Annotated in this window: 18 protein-coding genes and 1 tRNA gene; 6 read left to right on the top strand and 13 right to left on the bottom strand. The window is 66.4% G+C overall.

Translation table 11 applies throughout. The features are described from left to right. Positions 1 to 349: 349 nt before the first annotated feature. The 4 genes from ABZ803_RS19230 to ABZ803_RS19245 all read left to right on the top strand — a co-directional run bounded on the left by ABZ803_RS19230 (position 350) and on the right by ABZ803_RS19245 (position 3233). Positions 350 to 1534 carry a cytochrome P450 gene (locus ABZ803_RS19230; protein ID WP_357039628.1) on the top strand — a complete coding sequence of 395 codons (1185 nt, stop codon included), beginning with the start codon at positions 350 to 352 and terminating at the stop codon, positions 1532 to 1534. A gap of 101 nt (positions 1535 to 1635) precedes the next feature. Further along, on the top strand, positions 1636 to 2256 hold the full coding sequence (locus ABZ803_RS19235) for a TetR family transcriptional regulator (RefSeq protein ID WP_357039631.1): 621 nt from the start codon (positions 1636 to 1638) through the stop codon (positions 2254 to 2256). Continuing rightward, the gene (locus ABZ803_RS19240) at positions 2253 to 3056 is read left to right on the top strand and encodes an NAD(P)H-binding protein (protein WP_357039634.1); all 804 of its coding nucleotides are present in this window, start codon (positions 2253 to 2255) and stop codon (positions 3054 to 3056) included. Before ABZ803_RS19235 ends, ABZ803_RS19240 begins: the two co-directional genes overlap by 4 nt. Before the next feature lie 103 nt (positions 3057 to 3159). After that, a tRNA-Pro gene (locus ABZ803_RS19245) sits at positions 3160 to 3233 on the top strand. A gap of 48 nt (positions 3234 to 3281) precedes the next feature. Here ABZ803_RS19245 and ABZ803_RS19250 read toward each other — a convergent pair. The 12 genes from ABZ803_RS19250 to ABZ803_RS19305 all read right to left on the bottom strand — a co-directional run bounded on the left by ABZ803_RS19250 (position 3282) and on the right by ABZ803_RS19305 (position 12230). Then, complete coding sequence (locus ABZ803_RS19250; protein WP_357039637.1) at positions 3282 to 4481, bottom strand: site-specific integrase; 1200 nt, start codon at positions 4479 to 4481, stop codon at positions 3282 to 3284. After that, positions 4481 to 4696, bottom strand: a complete 216-nt coding sequence (locus ABZ803_RS19255; RefSeq protein WP_357039640.1) for a helix-turn-helix domain-containing protein — start codon at positions 4694 to 4696, stop codon at positions 4481 to 4483. Before ABZ803_RS19255 ends, ABZ803_RS19250 begins: the two co-directional genes overlap by 1 nt. 12 nt (positions 4697 to 4708) lie before the next feature. Continuing rightward, positions 4709 to 6400, bottom strand: a complete 1692-nt coding sequence (locus tag ABZ803_RS19260) for a replication initiator (RefSeq protein ID WP_357039642.1) — start codon at positions 6398 to 6400, stop codon at positions 4709 to 4711. Further along, entirely contained in the window at positions 6400 to 7032 is a 633-nt protein-coding gene (locus tag ABZ803_RS19265) for a hypothetical protein (RefSeq protein ID WP_357039645.1), read from the bottom strand. The genes ABZ803_RS19260 and ABZ803_RS19265 overlap by 1 nt, the downstream gene beginning before the upstream one ends. Further along, a complete protein-coding gene (locus tag ABZ803_RS19270; RefSeq protein ID WP_357039648.1) occupies positions 7029 to 7193 on the bottom strand; it encodes a hypothetical protein in 165 nt (54 codons plus the stop codon). Before ABZ803_RS19270 ends, ABZ803_RS19265 begins: the two co-directional genes overlap by 4 nt. Continuing rightward, positions 7190 to 8716, bottom strand: coding sequence for a DNA cytosine methyltransferase (locus ABZ803_RS19275; RefSeq protein WP_357039651.1), 1527 nt, complete (start codon positions 8714 to 8716; stop codon positions 7190 to 7192). The genes ABZ803_RS19270 and ABZ803_RS19275 overlap by 4 nt, the downstream gene beginning before the upstream one ends. Continuing rightward, positions 8716 to 8922, bottom strand: a complete 207-nt coding sequence (locus tag ABZ803_RS19280; RefSeq protein WP_357039654.1) for a hypothetical protein — start codon at positions 8920 to 8922, stop codon at positions 8716 to 8718. Before ABZ803_RS19280 ends, ABZ803_RS19275 begins: the two co-directional genes overlap by 1 nt. Then, on the bottom strand, positions 8922 to 9233 hold the full coding sequence (locus ABZ803_RS19285; protein WP_357039657.1) for a hypothetical protein: 312 nt from the start codon (positions 9231 to 9233) through the stop codon (positions 8922 to 8924). Before ABZ803_RS19285 ends, ABZ803_RS19280 begins: the two co-directional genes overlap by 1 nt. Positions 9234 to 9244: 11 nt before the next feature. Then, on the bottom strand, positions 9245 to 10567 hold the full coding sequence (locus ABZ803_RS19290) for an FtsK/SpoIIIE domain-containing protein (protein ID WP_357039660.1): 1323 nt from the start codon (positions 10565 to 10567) through the stop codon (positions 9245 to 9247). Positions 10568 to 10862: 295 nt separating this feature from the next. Further along, on the bottom strand, positions 10863 to 11528 hold the full coding sequence (locus tag ABZ803_RS19295) for a DUF2637 domain-containing protein (RefSeq protein WP_357039663.1): 666 nt from the start codon (positions 11526 to 11528) through the stop codon (positions 10863 to 10865). 1 nt (position 11529) lies between these two features. Then, positions 11530 to 11769 (bottom strand): hypothetical protein, encoded by a 240-nt coding sequence (locus tag ABZ803_RS19300; protein ID WP_357039665.1) that lies wholly within the window; start codon positions 11767 to 11769, stop codon positions 11530 to 11532. A 2-nt stretch (positions 11770 to 11771) separates the two neighbouring features. Further along, positions 11772 to 12230 carry a hypothetical protein gene (locus ABZ803_RS19305; protein WP_357039668.1) on the bottom strand — a complete coding sequence of 153 codons (459 nt, stop codon included), beginning with the start codon at positions 12228 to 12230 and terminating at the stop codon, positions 11772 to 11774. Positions 12231 to 12367: 137 nt separating this feature from the next. Here ABZ803_RS19305 and ABZ803_RS19310 point away from each other — a divergent pair, with 137 nt between their 5' ends. Beyond that, positions 12368 to 13201: a sigma-70 family RNA polymerase sigma factor gene (locus tag ABZ803_RS19310; protein WP_357039670.1), complete on the top strand. Its 834-nt coding sequence runs from the start codon at positions 12368 to 12370 to the stop codon at positions 13199 to 13201. Positions 13202 to 13203: 2 nt separating this feature from the next. After that, positions 13204 to 14007 (top strand): PP2C family serine/threonine-protein phosphatase, encoded by an 804-nt coding sequence (locus ABZ803_RS19315; protein ID WP_357039672.1) that lies wholly within the window; start codon positions 13204 to 13206, stop codon positions 14005 to 14007. 32 nt (positions 14008 to 14039) lie between these two features. Here ABZ803_RS19315 and ABZ803_RS19320 read toward each other — a convergent pair whose 3' ends face one another. Further along, complete coding sequence (locus tag ABZ803_RS19320) at positions 14040 to 15089, bottom strand: hypothetical protein (protein ID WP_357039675.1); 1050 nt, start codon at positions 15087 to 15089, stop codon at positions 14040 to 14042. Positions 15090 to 16025 lie beyond the last annotated feature (936 nt).

A 16025-nucleotide genomic window follows, 5' to 3' on the forward strand; every position in this document is an offset into this window, starting at 1 on the left:
AAACAATTTTGGCGGACCGGTCGGTTCGACGGCCGAGTCGGATCGTGGCGCCAATTGGCGGCGACGTACGCAGGGGAGATCGAACGTGTCGAGGTGGCATCGGGCACACGGATCGCCAGGATTCACAGCCTGGCCGGCGGGCCCGCGACTATTTTCGACCCCCGCGTGTCACCGACCGCTCCCCCTCACATTCCTTCGGTAACCCACCCGGCTATTCGCCCAGAGCCGATCCGCCTACGCCAGAGCTGCCGTGTGGATCTGGCGTCGATTTCGGATCTCTTTTCCAGGAGCCTGTTTTGACTATCTCCCCATGTCCCGTCTTGCCCTTCGATCGCTACGGTGCGCGCGGGTGAAACTGTATTCCGACGAGTTCGCAGCCGACCCCCACGCGGCATACCGGCGGATGCGCGGCGATCACGGCCCGCTCGTCCCGGTGGAGGTAGCGCCGGAAGTGTCCGCGACATTGATCATCGATTACCGCACGGCGTTGGAGGTTCTCACCGACTCCGCGCATTTCTCGGCCGATCCGAGCGAGTGGGAACAACGCGTGCCTGCGCAGTGTCCGGTGCCGTGGGCGATGCGGTGGCGGCCGGACGCGTCGCGGACGGCGGGAGACGAGCATGCCCGCTACCGCAACGCCGTCACCGCCGCCCTCGATCGGATCGATCTGCACACGCTGCGCGACACGGTGGAACGCACGGCGGTTTCGCTGATCAACGATTTCTGCGCGGCCGGATCGGCCGATCTGCTCAACGAGTACGCGATCCCGCTCACCGTCCGGGTACTGGAGCAGGTGCTGGGGTTCCCGCCCGAGGTCCGAGAGGACGCGTACATCGCGATGACGAGCCTGCGCGACGCCGTCGACGCCGCGTCGGCGGAAGCGGCGCATCGAACGCTCAGCGCGGCGATGCTCGAGGTGATCTCGGCCAAACGGGCAGCACCGGCAGGAGATGTGGCCTCCTGGCTGGTCCAGCATCCGGCGCGGCTGAGCGAGACCGAACTCGTCCATCAGATGGCCATGCTGTACACGACGGGCGCCGAACCGACATGGAATCTCATCGCGGTCACCGTGCTACTGCTGGTGACCGATGAGCGGTTCGGCGGTGAACTGCTCGGCGGAGCACTGTCCACTCGCGACGCGATCGACGAGGTGCTGTTCAGCGATCCTCCCGCGACCAATTCCTGTGTCCGATATCCGATTCAGCCGCAAATCGTCGGGAATGTGTGGCTGCCGCAGCATCAACCGGTGCTGATCGGCTTGGCGGCGTGCAACAACGACCCCGCAGCGGTGGCCGGTGACCGCCAGGGCAACCGTTCCCACTTGGCTTGGGGCGCCGGCCCACACACCTGTCCCGCACAGTCGGTCGGCATGGTCATCGTCCAAGAGGCGCTCGACCAACTGCTCGATGCGCTGCCGGAGCTCCGGCTGGCGATCCCCGCTGCGGAAATGAAGTGGCTCCCGAGCTCCTTCCACCGCGCACCGGCTACGGTCCCGGTCACCTTTCCGGAGTCCCCGCCCCTGAGTCTTCTCTGAGTCGGACGTGAGGGTGGTCCGTCGCACTGCGGACCACCGCACTACTTTTCATCTGTCTAAAACAATTAGCCATCTGTAAAATCGGGACTACTCTGGGACAGGTGCCGACTCATCGCACCCCGGATCCCGCCCATCGCGTTCGCGACGCCGGACGCACCAAACGCTGCCTGCTCGAGGCGGCCTTGGACGAGTTCGCCGCGAAAGGTTATGCGGGGGCCCGGGTCGGCGACATCGCCGAGCGGGCCGGCGTCAACAAGCAGTTGATCACCTACTACTTCGGCGGGAAGGAAGGGTTGTACCGAGCGCTCCAGCAGAGCTGGCTGGAGCGCGAGGCCACCTTCAGCGATCCGGCGCTGCCGCTGGCGGAGGTGGTCACGAACTATCTGCGCGACGGGCTGCGCGATCCGCGCGGCATCCGGCTGCTCATGTGGCAAGGATTATCCGAGGCCGCTCCGTCGGGTGAGCAGCCGATCTCGGAGCAGGATCTCGCCGAGACCAGACGCCGTCAGCAGCGCGGTGAGATCGCCGCCGACCTCGACCCGGCCGCCTTCCAGCTCGCGGTGATGGGCATGGTCATCGCCCCTCTGCTGCTACCGGTCCAGGTGCGCGAGCTGTTCGGCATGGAAGCCCAGACCACCGAATTCGAGCGACGCTACGGCGAACAGTTGCGCCGCATCCTGACCCATCTCACCGACTCCCGTTCCGAAGGAGAGACCCCATGACCTACCTCGTCACCGGCGTTCGCGGCATCGTCGGCCGAGCTGTCGTCGATCAACTGCGCGCGGCCGGAAAACCGGTGCGGGCAGCCAGTTCTCGCCCCGCGGACACCACCGTGCCGGACGGTGTCGAACTCGTCGGGCTCGACCCGACCGACCCCGGATCGGTAGCCACCGCCCTCGCGGGTATCGAGAAAGTCTTCTGCTACGCCGCCGCCGAGGGCATCGACAACTTCATCGACGCCGCGAAGACCGCCGCAGTCGCCCACATCGTGCTGCTGTCCTCCATCGCGGCGGCCGACGGGCACAATCCCATCGGCGCGCGCCATCTCGCGGTGGAGAACCCGCTGCGCGCATCCGGCCTGCCGTTGACCGTCCTGCGTCCGGGCGCCTTCGCCGCCAACGCCCGCACCTGGTTTCCCACCATCAGAGCCGACCGCGTCGTCCGCGTCCCCTTCCCGGGCCTGCAACTGACGCCGATCCACGAAGACGATATCGCCGCCGCAGCCGTCACCGCCCTCGACGACCCCTCCCACGCGGGCAAGATCTACCCGCTCAACGGCCCCGAGTCCCTGTCGCACCGCCAGCAGGTCGCCGCCATCTCCGCCGCCCTGGGCGAGCCGATCGAACTGATCGAGCTGAGTTACGAGGAAGCGGCCGACCTCTACTACCGCCCGGTCCTCGATATGTGGGCAGAAGCCGGAACGCAGCCGAGCCCGGTCGGCCCCACTTCGCAGTCGATCACCGGCACACCCGCCCGCACCTTCGCCCAATGGGCAGTCGACCACGTGAACGACTACCGCTGAAACACATCCATCCCCCTCTACCCCACACCCCCTCTGACCAGGCGATTAGCAACGCTCCGGCCTCGTGCGGTAATCTCTTCGAGCGCCCGCACAGCGGGCGCAACGGGCTGTGGCGCAGTTTGGTAGCGCACTTGACTGGGGGTCAAGTGGTCGCAGGTTCAAATCCTGTCAGCCCGACAGACGAGAAAGCCCCTCTGACCAGCGTCGGAGGGGCTTTTCTCATGGTCAGACCACGCGGAGTTGGGGACCACGTGGGGACCGTAGGTGCTGCGAGAGCAGGTTGCCGTCATCCTGCAAGGACTTGAGGTCCGGATGGAGGTAGCGCTCGGTGATCCGGGGATCACGGTGCCCGGCGATCTTCTGGAGCCGATGAACCGGCACGCCGGCGTCTGCAAACCACGTCAGGCCGGTGTGCCGAAGGCCGTGCCGACGCAGATGCTCGTAGCCCAGTGCTGCGACCACGTCATCCCAGTGCGTCGCCCGCCGCAGGACACCGGTCGAGATGCGTCCGCCGCGGGGACCGACGAACAACCGCGCCTCCGGCTTGTCCCCTATCGCGGCGATCCGGCGAGACACGAGCGGGCGAAGCTCCGCGATGATCGGAATCTTTCGTGCCCGTTTACCTTTCGTGCCTTTGTCCTGCATTCCGCCCGGTCCGGGAGTGGTCTGCCGTCGCAGCGTCCAGACCCAGTCATCCACGTCGATATCGGTGACCCGACAGCCGGAGACCTCACCGATCCGGGTGGCAGTGCACGCCGCGAAGATCACCACTTCACCCCAACCGCGGTAGTTGTCCGCCGACGCGGCGACCAGCGCATCCGCCAACGCGGTGAGCGTCTGCCAATCAGGCAGGGCAAGCGCACGCGGGTCTTCCAACTCGTCCTCGACCTGGGCGAACTGCCGTTGCCAACCGGTCACCTGCACCGGATTACGGTCGATCAACTCGTCACGCACCGCCTGATCCATCACGCGGCCCCACACCGCCAGGGTGTTCTTCACCGTCGATTTGCTGCACCCGTCCGCGATCCAGGCGCCCACCGCACGGTCGGCCACACCCGCCGTGATCATCGTGACGGGCAGATGCCCGACTGTAGGCAGCACCCGCCGGCGCCAGCCCGCCAGGTACGGGTCGCGGGTCTTCGGCTCGATGCCACGCAACGCCAACTCCAAGCTGACCTTCCCGTACTCGGCCAGCGTCGCCGTGGCCATCTTCGGGTCGACACCGCGAGCCGCAGCCTGCCGAATACGCTCGATCCACTCGTCGGCTTCCTCCCGGGTCTCGAACGCTTCAGACACCGAGGGGCGTTTCTTGGTGGCCGGATCGACCCAGCGGACCCGGGCGCGGTACGGCTTGGCACGTTGCCGAACTTCCACGTCGGCCCGCAGCTCCACACCGAGCGGGAGCACATGCACCTGGTTGGCCATCACGCCGCCGTCGGGTCGACACGCTTGGCCCGCATGTACTCCTCCACATCGGTGCGGCTATAGCGGACCACCCGATCCGAGACCTGCACGAACGGCGGACCCTGCGGCGGGCGAGCAGTCCGCCACCGCCGAAGGCTCGACGCATCCACCTGCAGCAGCCGCGCGACCTCCTCGGTCGTGTACCACGTGGTCCCCAGTAGCTCATTAAGCTCCATCGCAGTCTCCTCCTATGCTGCTTGCCGAATTGCCGAAAGTTCTTGTTGCGCTGGCGGCCCCGCGGCCAGCAGGGCATTGGTGTATTCCGCGCGCCATCGGGTGCGCTGGGCGATGGCGGCCAAGATCAGGTGATCGCGTGGCGGGACCGACTGGTCGCCGGGCTCGACCGGGGTGACCACCAGGTGCGAGGTGTCGGGTTTGACGATGCCGACATCGGCGAGCAGTTGCCGAACGAACTCCGCGCGGTCGGCCTTGTGATCGGGCAGCGTCTTGCCCGACCAGCGGCGCGAGACCAAGATCCGCCGTCCGGGCAGACCGAGAGTGTCGCGGCGGTGTGCCTTGCCCTTGCAGCGGCCGGGAATTGTCTTGTCGCTGGCGCCCTTCGGGACGATGCCGTAGCGCAGCCAGACCGGGCAGCGCGGCGAGCACGGGATGCGCTGCAACTCCGCATGTAACCGGTCGTAGTGGGCCTCGGTGCGCGCGGAGTCGGTGTGCAGAACTTCGGCGATGGACTTGGTCAGGTACTTCGTGACGTAGCCGATGGTCTTGTCCGCCTCAGTGCCGGGCACCACGCCCCGGATGTGGCGTGGGTCGACCTGCTCACCGAACCGCAGCGTGTGCGCGGGCTCCAGGTCGTCGACGGTGTCGAGCACATCCAGCGCGCCGTCCCAGTCCGGCAGCGGCCGACGCGACCGTGGGTCGACGAACGTGACCGCGGTGTGGTCCCAGACCGGCATCCGGTCGTCGTCGTAGACAGGTTGGTCGAAGTGCGGCCACCACACCTGGTGGTAGGTCGCGGCGGTGACCCGGCGGATCAGCTCGCGTGGAATGTCGGTGCGCAGCAGCACATGCAGGTGCGGGGCACCCCGCCGTTGGGGTTCGACGGTGGCGAAGTACTGCACGTCGTAGCCGACCGCCCGCCGCAGGTTCTGGATCCACCGGTCGAACAGTGCCGAGAAGTGCACGATGTCGCGCGCCGCACGGACGTAGTCGTAGGAGTCCGGGTTGCGTGGGGAGCCGTCGGAACAGGTTTTACCGTCCTGGTCGGTGGCGCCGTCGCGGTTGATGCCGCCGTAGGAGGGCATGGTCAGGGTGATGAACATGCCCGGACGGTGTTTGCCCGCGTACGCCTGCCCGATGGTGTGCTTGGCGACCTTCTTACGCGGCAGATCCGGCACATCCTGCCGCCGCCGGGTGGAACGCGAACGCCGATCCTGCGGTTTGACATCCAGGTCCGGCAGCCGACCACGAAACCCGCCCTCGCGCATCTCCCGATCCAGGTCCCCGACGACTTCGCGGATGCCGGACATGGTGTCCTGGTCGCCGTCGTCCTTCGCCTGCTGGTAGGCGTTGAACAGGTCCGCCCGCGCGGCCAGCAGCGCTTTCTGCTGTTCGGTCGGGTCGTTGGTGTCCTGGACCGGTTCGTGGTCCAGATGCCAGCCTTCGCGGCATTGGGTCATCCGCAGGTACCGGGCTTGGGCCGCGCAGGCCGGGCACACCGACGCCACGGTGGACTTACACGGCGCGCCGACGTAGGACACCTCGAAGGTGCGCGGGTTCTCCACCCGCATCGGCACCGGCCGGCGGCACACCTTCTCCTCGTCAGCGAGGGCTTCGGCGACATCCCGGAAATCCGGCAGCGCACGACGCTCGGCCGCGGTCTGCCGGACCGGGACCACCTCACCGGTCGTTGTGGTGTCCATCAGGCCGCCTTCTTCGGGTTGGTCCAGTGGTCCACGCGCGGCAGGATCACGGTGGCGGCCAGCGCGTCCGAGTGCCGGAAGGCGAGTTCGATGGTGCCGGGTCCGGTGATGGTGGCGCGGCAGTCCAGGGCGCCGAAGGCGTGCGCCAGATGGTCGACGCGGTTTTCGAAGTCGGCCGGGCAGTGCCCGTCGAGCATCCGCACCCGCACCCGATCCGTGGCGGCGCCGATCTGGACACCGAGCAGGCGCGGGATGAGGGTGCGGTCACCGCGGTCGATGCTCAGGTGGCAGGCGGTCATCAGCCGGACCCAGCAACGGCGGTAGCGCCACCACGTCAGGGCGCGGGTGCGTGCCCGCCGGGTCACCCACCGGTCGAACATCTCCGGACGCAGGCGCCGCCACAGCACCAGCCCAGTGACGAACACCCCGGCGGTCGCGAGCCCCACCGGCCAACCCCACAACACCCCCACCGTGACGGCCAGTGCGAGTGGCGCGGAGATCATGGGGAACAGCAGCAGCCACCACAAGCTGATGCCGGTTCCCCACAGGATGTTGAGCAGGACGAGGGCGAGCCGGTCGAACACGTCCAGGTGCTGGTTCTTCCGGATGTGGACGTTGCGGGTGGTGGTCATTGGTCAGCCTTCCCCGGGGAGGAATCGAACAAGGACAACTGCCCCGAGCACGGGGCGTGCAGGTTTTTGCGAGCGCGTCGCTTGTCGTCGGCGACCTGGTCGGCAGCGGCTTGCACGATCGGATTCACCTGCGACGCAGCGGGTTTGGTGGGTTCGGTCATGCCGCGACCTCGTGTCCGAGTGCTTCGGCGACGGCGGAGACCAGGTCGCGGGCAGCAGGAGGAGTGACGGCGTTTCCGGCTTGGCGGACTTGTTCGCGGCGGTTGCCGAGGATGACGTAGGAGCGGTCGAACGCCATCGCTCGGGCGATCTCGGTGGGTTCGAGCATCCGGAATTCGCAGTCCTCCACCGCGGGTGCCGGGATCGTCAACCCGTGATGCGTCCCGGCAGCGGCGACGGTGTCGAGGGGTTCGGTGACCGGTTTGGCGGTGTTGTGGTTGCGCAGCGGCACGATCAGCGCGTATCGGTCGCGGGTGGTGGCCGTGCCGTGCGGCTCGGAGGCCGGGCGGGCGGTGCCGTTGCCGTAGTAGGGCACGAGCAGCGCGGTCTCGCTGCGGGTGGTCATCGTGCGCATCGGATCAGCGGTGGAGCGGGCGTGCACCCCGACACGTCCCTCCACCGGGATCAGCAACCCGTCCGCCTCCCGAGTGGTGCGGGTGGGCATCGGGTCGACGACGCTCGTCGCATCCTGGCGCCAGGTCCCGCCGGCAGGCACCAGGAACGCAGGCACCTGCGAGGCAGTCAGCGTCGGCGCCGGAGCGGTGACCGCGGTGCTCATCTGCGCGTAGCTGCCGCGCGGGGTGTAGTGGCGGACCACGAACGGGTCACCGGCGAACTTCGCCAACCCAGCAGAGATCCGCTGCATCGTCTTGTCCGCCAACGGCTTGCGCCGATCCCCGATCCGCTCACCCCGCAAGCTCCAATCGATCGCCGACGCAGCAGGCAGCCACGCGGGCTCGACGATCGCGTTGCGGCACGACACCGACGGGCAGCGCCACACGTACTGGGCGCGGTAGCGACCCCACCGGCGCCGCGGGTTCTTCCAGCCCTGCACCGCCGACACTTCCCGATCACACGCGCCGCACCAAGCTTTCGGGCGAGTCCACCGGTTCAGGTCCGGGGCGCGATCCCCGGCGCGCCAGCACACCACATACAACCGGTCGCGTGACTGCGGCGCCGGAGCACCGGCGGCTTGGGCGTGCATGGAGTTGAGGTAGACGACCTCGTGCCGGTAGCCGAGGAGGTCGAGGGCTTGCAGCCACGCGGGCCACATCACCCACTTCGCGGCGTCGACGACGTTCTCCACGATGATCGCCCGGTACTGGTGATGCTCGGCGAAACGCACCACATCCCACATCGTCGCCCGGGAGCGTTCGGCGGCTTCGTCAGGCAGGATCTCCCCGAACAGGTCCGGGGTGGAGTCGATGTTGCGGCGACGCCCACGGGCCACGCTGTGGTTGGTGCAGCTGGGCGAGGCCCACAACACATCCGTGCGGGGGAACAACCGCGGGTCGACCTGGGACAGGTCCGCGCAGGCGTGGTCGGTGGTCGGGTGGTTGGTGTTGTGGGTTTCCACCGCCAGCCGCCAGTGGTTGGCGGCCATCCGCACCACCACACCGGGCACTTCGGCGGCGCCGGAGCTGGAACCGCCCGCGCCGCAGAACAAGTCGGTCACCGTCAGCATCACGCCGCCTCCGGTCCGTAGCTGTCCATGCCGGCGTCCCACCCCGGCACGTCCCCGGTTTCGGCCAGCAGGTGCAGCGCCACCGCGACCGGGTCCGCGCCGCGGCGTTCGAGCTGGCAGCGGCGCCGGGACCGGATGTGCACGACCGCGTCGATGTCCTCCCGGTCGAAACGACCGTGACTGTCGCGGACGATGGGCTTCTTCATTACTGGGCCTCGATTTCGGGGACGCCGCACACCTCGCAGGTGCGGGAACGGGTGGAACTGCCCAGCGGCCACACCGTGGTACGCCAGGACTCAGGAAAGGAATGGCCGTGCTCGACACACCAGTTGGTGGCCCGGCAGCCGTCGCAGACGACCTTGTCGCCGTCGTAGACCCAGCCGACCCCGCCTGCGGAGTGGACGGTCAGATAGGCGATGGCTTGGGTGATGGAGTCAAAGCAAATCGCTTCGTTCTCGCCCTCGGTGTAGTGGTCGCCGCAGGTATCGCAGTAGACGACCACATGTGTCTCGGTCACGAGTCCCCGTTTCATGCCGCCACCGGCCCGTCTTCAGGCTCATCACCGAGGTCATCAGGATCGAAGCCGCTGTAATCCTCGACAGGAGCAGTAATTTCGCGAGCGGGCGAGTAGGCGTCCACGAGGGCGTCGATGTCGTCATCGGAGACGAAGTACGCGCGCACCCGCACGAACTCGCTGGTGCCGTCTTCGCCGACGTAGCCGACACCCGGTGTCTGATCGGAGATCTCGTCGCAGCGTGCGCCGCGGTCGCGTGCGCCTTGCCCGTGGACCATCGCGCTCTGGGTCGGTTCGTCCAAGCGCAGGCCGATGCGGACGGGGAACAGTTGCCGGTTGGGCATCGTCTCCTTCGACGGGTCCTGCAACGCGGCGATCACCGACACCGCCGCCGCCCGCCCCTGCGACAACAACAACCCGGTCAGGCGCCGGAACTCCTGCTGCTCCTCCCGAGTCGCGTACGACGACAGCGACGCCGCCTCATCGATGATGATCAGAATCAGCGGCTCATCGCTGCTCGGGACGAGCTTGCGCAGACCCGCCGCCCGCATCCGCGCCAGCCGCTCACGCATCAACTCGACGGCTTCGTCCAGCATGGCGAGGATGGTGGTGTTGTCGGTGGCGAAGCGCACGAACAACCGGTTCTCGCCCTTGCCGAACTCCGCGCCGCCCTTCGGGTCAGCCAGATACAGGTCCACCAGCCCGGCTTTGATCGCGGGGCCGAGTGCGACGATGATCGACCACAGCACCGAGCCCTTACCCGACCCGGTCGCACCGGCGAGCAGGATGTGCCCGTAGAGCACCCGCACCCGCCACGTGTCGAAGTCCTCGGTCACGCCGACCGGAACCGCTTCCAGGTCCACACCCACCGTTGACGCCGTGCCCGGCAGGGCGGCGGTGTCGGCCAAGGTGTCGTAGACCCGCAGGTCCAAGCGGACGAACCCCGGATCGGTGGCCGTAACCGTGACGGACGGGACGCCGAAGTAGGCAGCCAGCGCGGCACGGGTGTTGTCGTTGTTCCAGTCCTTGACCGACTGACCGCCGAGCATCTGCACCTCTACCGACATGCCGAACTCGGTGTAGGCCGCCGACAGGACATTCGGGTAGCCGGTCTCTGGCGAAGCCAGCTTGAGCGCGGGCCACATCAGGGCCAGTTGCGCCGAGTCGGTCACCACGAACACCGCCGTCTGAAGTTCCGGAGCAGCCGCAGCGACCTCACGAGCAGCACCAGCCGATTGCATATCCCCGCCGCGCGCAGCCAGTGACCGCAGCCACCACAGCGCCGACGCGCTGGTGCACATCCCGCCCGCGAGCATGACCGTTCCCGCGATGCTCATCAGAACCCGCCACCTTCCCGGCCGCGCTCCAACTCGCAGAACAAGCGGCACCCCTCCGGCGCCGGGGAGGCCGGAACCATCTCGACCTGCGACCGACCCGGCCCGGCGTCCTCGCAGAACATCACGCACCGATCCGGGGCCGGGCTCGCGGTCGTGGTGGCCACCGCAGAGGACGCAGCGGCTGGGACAATCGCGGCCGGAGCATCCGAAGGCCGGTCCACCAGCACCCCGACCCCGGCCAGCAGGGTCACTAGCGCGGAAACACCCGTCGCCACAGCAGGAACAACAGCAGTCATCACAAACCCCCAACAGGAACAGCGATCGGCAGCATGGTTTGCTGCGGTCGCGAAGAACGAACAGGACGAACCGACGCGACAGGCGCCGGGCGAAGCTCAGCCACCCGCACCGGCTCAGGCACCGGCACCGGCACCGGCACCGGCTCGGGCTCGGGGACCGACGCCGGTTCCGGCTCACGCTCAGGCTTAGGTGTTGCCTGCTCGACGGCAGGCTCGACCACCGGAGCGGGAGCCGGTTCGGGTGCCGAATCTCGTTGTGCCGCACGGATCAGCAGCGCCAACCCGTGCGTATCGGCCAGCAGGGAAATCGGGGCGATCGCAGCCACCAGCGCCGAGGCCCACCACGGCAGTTCACGCCCCGCGGCGACCGCGTGCAGCGAGTTGCCCGCCACCGACACCACCGAGCCGACGACCAGGACGGTGACGAAGAACCGGCGTTCCGGAGCGTGCGCGAGGACCAGCACCCCGAACGTCGCGAGAAGGATCGTGCCGTCCACGATCAGTGGGAACAGCCACGCATCCGATGCCGGGATGTGCGCCAGGACCGCGAGGTCCTTCAGCGTGGCGAACGACAGCCGGAACGCCGCTGCGCCGACCGCGATGATGATGACCACGGCGGACCAGCGCGCAAGACGCATCCCCGCCGACCGATCCGCCGCACCCATCTCAGGCCGCCTTATCCACCGACACGGACACCGCGGCATCGTGCTCAGCCAGGATGCCGGGCAAGGCTTCGGCCAGCGTGCGGGCGTCCTCGATGCTCAAGCACAGATACGCTTTCGCGCCCGACAGTTCGATGAACACCGCCGCCGGGATCACACCGCCGTCGTATGTCGATTCACGCTCGGGGCGATACTCGGCGGTGATCCCGTCATGACCGGAAACGGTGGTGTGGAAGAACGACATGATCACGCCGCCTTACCGGCCGGACGAGCCGCGCCCGGATCAGCCGGAGGCTGCTTCGCACCCGAGTTGTCCCCCTTGATCCCGGTCGCGCGGATCGACCAGCCGATCGACTTGAACTCACCCGACCCGGCGATCTTCGGCTTGATCTGCAAGCCCTCCAACTCGATCGGAGTCATACCCGGGACGATCTCCGGCGCCGCCGGAACCGGCTGGACATCGGATACGAAGATCACGTCGTAGCTGGAATTCTTCGCCCCCGAACCCGCCGGATCGGTGATCGTCCCCTTCCACAACCGCTTACCGGTGCCGTTGCCGTCGTTGTCCAGATCGACCTTCTGCCGCTTCGGCGCGTTGCGATCGGTGCTGTACTCCGTCACGGCCTGGATCTCTCCCAGCAAGAACACGCCCATCGGGAACGCCTCACGGAACGCCGGGTTAAACCACACATCCTTCAAAGCCATCGCTTCATCTCCTCAGTCGATTCAGTTGATACCCCTCAACTCGGCGAGCGAGCTTCTGATCTGGGCAGTTGAGGGGGTATCAACTTCGACGATACGTCCAGGCGACTTGGGCCGTCAAGGGGTTCTAAACTCGTCCTGTGGGTAACGCTGAGGAGTTCGAGCAGGTCCGGGTCGATCCGGACCCGATTCGCCGTGGTCGACGAGCAACCGACCTGATCACCGTCTACCAACAGCGCGCTGTCGAGCTGGCGAGACTCCGCAAGGAGGCCATCGAGGAGGCCCACAAGTCGGGCTTGAGCTACACCGAGATCGCCGAGATGATCGGGATCACCAAGAGCCGAATCAGCCAGATCAGGACATCGGCACCGCCAGCGGAACGCGCGTTCTTCGGCGTCGGTCCAGTTGCCATAGGTATTCCTCACCGTTTTGGACTTGAAGAGGGCCGAGAGCGGCCATTCATCGACCAGAGCGACCAGGCCGTCCGTGACGAATTGGAGGCCAATTTGTCACGACTTTCCTTGTCCTCCAATCGTTTTGCGATTAACCCTGATACCGAATCGGTACCTGACGGCGATGCAGTGATAGTCTGCGGGCCGAAGTCAGCCCCGATCGCCCGACATTTACTCCGAGACGATACAAATCTCGCATTTGAGCGCACCGATGAAACGTGGTGGATCGTGGATTCTCATACAGGCCAACGACACTGCTCTCCGTACCGCCGCAATAGCACCGACCGTTCAGATGTCGGCTACCTCTCGCGCCGGGTAGTCGACGATAGGGTTATTGTTCACATCGCGGGCATTACGAGTGTGGGGTCGCTGGGCGTCACGCATTGGCTGGCATCCAATCTAGCCACTGTCTACAATCCAGCGGATCGCTTTACCAGCTGCATCATCGCTTGCGACTTCGACACCGAATTTGCAGTCACCGACAGCCGACTGATTGCTGGGCCTTACTCGGTACGGCGGTGAGCATGGAAACCGTTGCCGCCCAGCTCAAGGCGCAGTCCGCAGAGGACCGCGTGTTCACCACCAGAGCCGGTATCATCGTTCTTGACGGCGCGACATCACATGACCCCAGCACTCCCCCCGCCCAACGCTATGTCGACACGCTAGGTCGGGAACTCCAAAACCGGCTCGACACTGATCGCCACCTATCTGCCATCCTCGCCGACTCGATCCGGTGCACCGCTTCCGCCTTGGACTTGCGACCGGGTCAATCCCCATCCAGCACGGTCGCGCTCGTCCGGATCTGGGATGACATTCTCGAAGTTCTGGTGCTCGGAGACTCCGCCGTAGTCGTTGGCTTCACCGACGGTTCTCATACCGTGATGACCGATGACCGCTTGACTCGACTGGGATTACCAGAGTCCGCCACGTACAAGCGACGACTCGCGACCGGATCCGGATTCGATCAGCAACACCGCGACCTACTCCGACGACTTCAGTGCAAGGAGCATCGCTACCGCAACCGGCCAGGCGGATTCTGGATTGCGGAGGCCGATCCCGAGGCCGCTCAGCACGCAATCACTTACACCTGCTCACTCAAAACAGTGGCGTGGGCGATCGCAACCACCGACGGCGCGTTCGACACACTATGCGCGTTGAAGGTTCCGTGGGAGCACATCGCCCGGAACAGTCAGGACGAACTTTCCGAGTTACTCAACCAATGCGCGACATGGGAATCCGATGCCGATCCTGACGGTCGTGCCCTGCCACGGTCGAAACGCCACGACGACAAGACAATTGCCGTCATTCGACCGCAGGATCGGCGGTAATGAGCCGCGTACCCTCTCCCATTCGAGGGCAATCACGCAAGGCTATCGTCAGCTAGATCCAGGAAGACATGATCCAGGTGCCACGCGAAATATGGCTCCCTGGAGGTAGTCCACCAGTGGCTTTGACGGTCCCGCAGATACGTGTCAACGTGCTGCCGGACATCGGCCGAGGTATTCACGGCGTTACTGACAACCAAAGCACCACCATCCGCAACGCCGACATAACCTCGCTCGAACAGGCTGTCGCAACCAAGAACACAAGCCAGCATGCCGATGTTGTCGAAATCCTTACGCTCATCTTCTGTGCAGCGCCAGCGCTTCTTGATGTGAGCCCCTACTAGGAACTCAGGCGGAAGTATTCGCCCGCAGAGTGCGCAAACGTTGCCCGCCAGTTCGACGAGACGCCGCTTCAGTGCGGGGTGTTCACGGCGCCAGCTCGATACACGTGTTCCATCAGTGGGTCCCTCCGGTGCAACTGATGATCGCCGACCGGCGGCATCGATTGGTGGTGAATCGGTAACCAAGGTCGGCGCTGGCGCCAGATTGATCAGGTCGGCAAGGTCATTAGCACGGTCATCATCGACAACGGTGATGCCCATGACTGTCGCCTTCCGACCCCACCGGAGCGCAGCGCGAACTTCCTCAATCGGCACCGAGATCGTGCGGCGCTCCGCCAGTGCGAACATGTACTCCCAGGTCTGACCAGTCTTTTCCTCTCGCTTCCACAATCGTTCAGCAAGATTCGCATTTCGGAACAACAGAGCAATGTGGCTGGCCGAATACAACCTCTTGTCCCCGTAGAAGGTGACAGGATCACCCGGTCGCAGCTTCGACCACTTACCAACGTTCACATTGCCGACGCCAGGCACTACAGCCCACATCCGAGCGGCACCATCTGGGAAGATGCGCAGAAGACGGGCCATGGTGTCAGGGTCAAGCAGATCGGCGTGTTCATCGAACCGAACCTTCGATTCGACGGTAGCTTCGAACCGCTTCCGCACCGCCAGGTTCTTCGGATTCGCCGGGAGCAAAGCAACTCTCAAGGATCGATCCCCGTCTGTCTCTTCATCGTGCTCGGCCACCAGCCGAGTACGGATCCCACATGCCCGGCCCAGCCTACGTAGTTGGTACGACAACGTCGGAGGTGCGGGCCATCCGCCGATTGTTGCCGAATTTGGCCATACAGGATCAAGGCGGCGCGCTGGCGCGCGCCGCGCCACGCAGCGACCCACAACGGCCGCGCTCCGCAAGCTCCGCGCGGCCGGAGGCTCGGCGTCGCGCGGCACCCACCAGCGGGCCGCAGTTGATCGAAGTACTAGTCGAATCCGGCAGCCGACCGCGGTAGCCGTCCTCGCCACCCTGACCCGCCCGCATCAGACCCGCTCACCGCGCCCGGACCAGCACACCGACCCGCCGACCTCGCCACCGCTGCCACCGCCACGACCCCAGCCGGCGACCCGCACACTCCGACCTTCCACGCCGACGACCACGACGCCGACGATGAGCCCGCGACCGTCCCGGCACCCGACGCCCTTCCCGCGCCAGGACCCAACGGTCAGACGCCGCCCGGCACCAACGCCCCGGCACCCCGTGGTCCGACTGCCACCAGCGAGCCGGACCACGCCACCCGGCAGCCGCTCCTACTGACGGTCGTGTCGACACCGCCCCCTCCGCCGCGACCACGCCCGCACCAGCATTCGCCGCAGCTGTCGGTGCAGCCGACGACGAGCCCGCCGACGCCCGTGTCACGTGATCCGGTGATGCCGACCAGCCGTCCGGCGCTGGCGCCAGCACCGTCACCGACCACGACGACTCCCTCCCGCCGGGGAGCGGCTCGGACGACACCCGGTGTCCGGCGGGGCGGATGCCACCATGGCAGGCCCTACCCGATCCCGACAAGGCCAAGACGAGTCACCACGAACCCGCCTCACCGATTGAGCTGCCGCACAATATGTTTCCAGTGAGACGGCTCCATGGCGAGCCTTGACGTGACCGTGCATGCCCCGCCACCGCGTCCT

This window comes from Nocardia sp. NPDC047648 (assembly GCF_040642815.1).
In the GTDB taxonomy this organism is placed as follows: Bacteria; Actinomycetota; Actinomycetes; order Mycobacteriales; family Mycobacteriaceae; genus Nocardia; species Nocardia gamkensis.

Bases quoted from the DNA above. Each gene is read 5' to 3' on its own strand.
- ABZ803_RS19240 (WP_357039634.1), top strand. From the start codon at position 2,253: ATGACCTACCTCGTCACCGGCGTTCGCGGCATCGTCGGCCGAGCTGTC.
- ABZ803_RS19250 (WP_357039637.1), bottom strand. From the start codon at position 4,481: ATGGCCAACCAGGTGCATGTGCTCCCGCTCGGTGTGGAGCTGCGGGCC.
- ABZ803_RS19255 (WP_357039640.1), bottom strand. From the start codon at position 4,696: ATGGAGCTTAATGAGCTACTGGGGACCACGTGGTACACGACCGAGGAG.
- ABZ803_RS19260 (WP_357039642.1), bottom strand. From the start codon at position 6,400: ATGGACACCACAACGACCGGTGAGGTGGTCCCGGTCCGGCAGACCGCG.
- ABZ803_RS19265 (WP_357039645.1), bottom strand. From the start codon at position 7,032: ATGACCACCACCCGCAACGTCCACATCCGGAAGAACCAGCACCTGGAC.
- ABZ803_RS19270 (WP_357039648.1), bottom strand. From the start codon at position 7,193: ATGACCGAACCCACCAAACCCGCTGCGTCGCAGGTGAATCCGATCGTG.
- ABZ803_RS19275 (WP_357039651.1), bottom strand. From the start codon at position 8,716: ATGCTGACGGTGACCGACTTGTTCTGCGGCGCGGGCGGTTCCAGCTCC.
- ABZ803_RS19280 (WP_357039654.1), bottom strand. From the start codon at position 8,922: ATGAAGAAGCCCATCGTCCGCGACAGTCACGGTCGTTTCGACCGGGAG.
- ABZ803_RS19290 (WP_357039660.1), bottom strand. From the start codon at position 10,567: ATGAGCATCGCGGGAACGGTCATGCTCGCGGGCGGGATGTGCACCAGC.
- ABZ803_RS19295 (WP_357039663.1), bottom strand. From the start codon at position 11,528: ATGGGTGCGGCGGATCGGTCGGCGGGGATGCGTCTTGCGCGCTGGTCC.
- ABZ803_RS19300 (WP_357039665.1), bottom strand. From the start codon at position 11,769: ATGTCGTTCTTCCACACCACCGTTTCCGGTCATGACGGGATCACCGCC.
- ABZ803_RS19305 (WP_357039668.1), bottom strand. From the start codon at position 12,230: ATGGCTTTGAAGGATGTGTGGTTTAACCCGGCGTTCCGTGAGGCGTTC.
- ABZ803_RS19315 (WP_357039672.1), top strand. From the start codon at position 13,204: ATGGAAACCGTTGCCGCCCAGCTCAAGGCGCAGTCCGCAGAGGACCGC.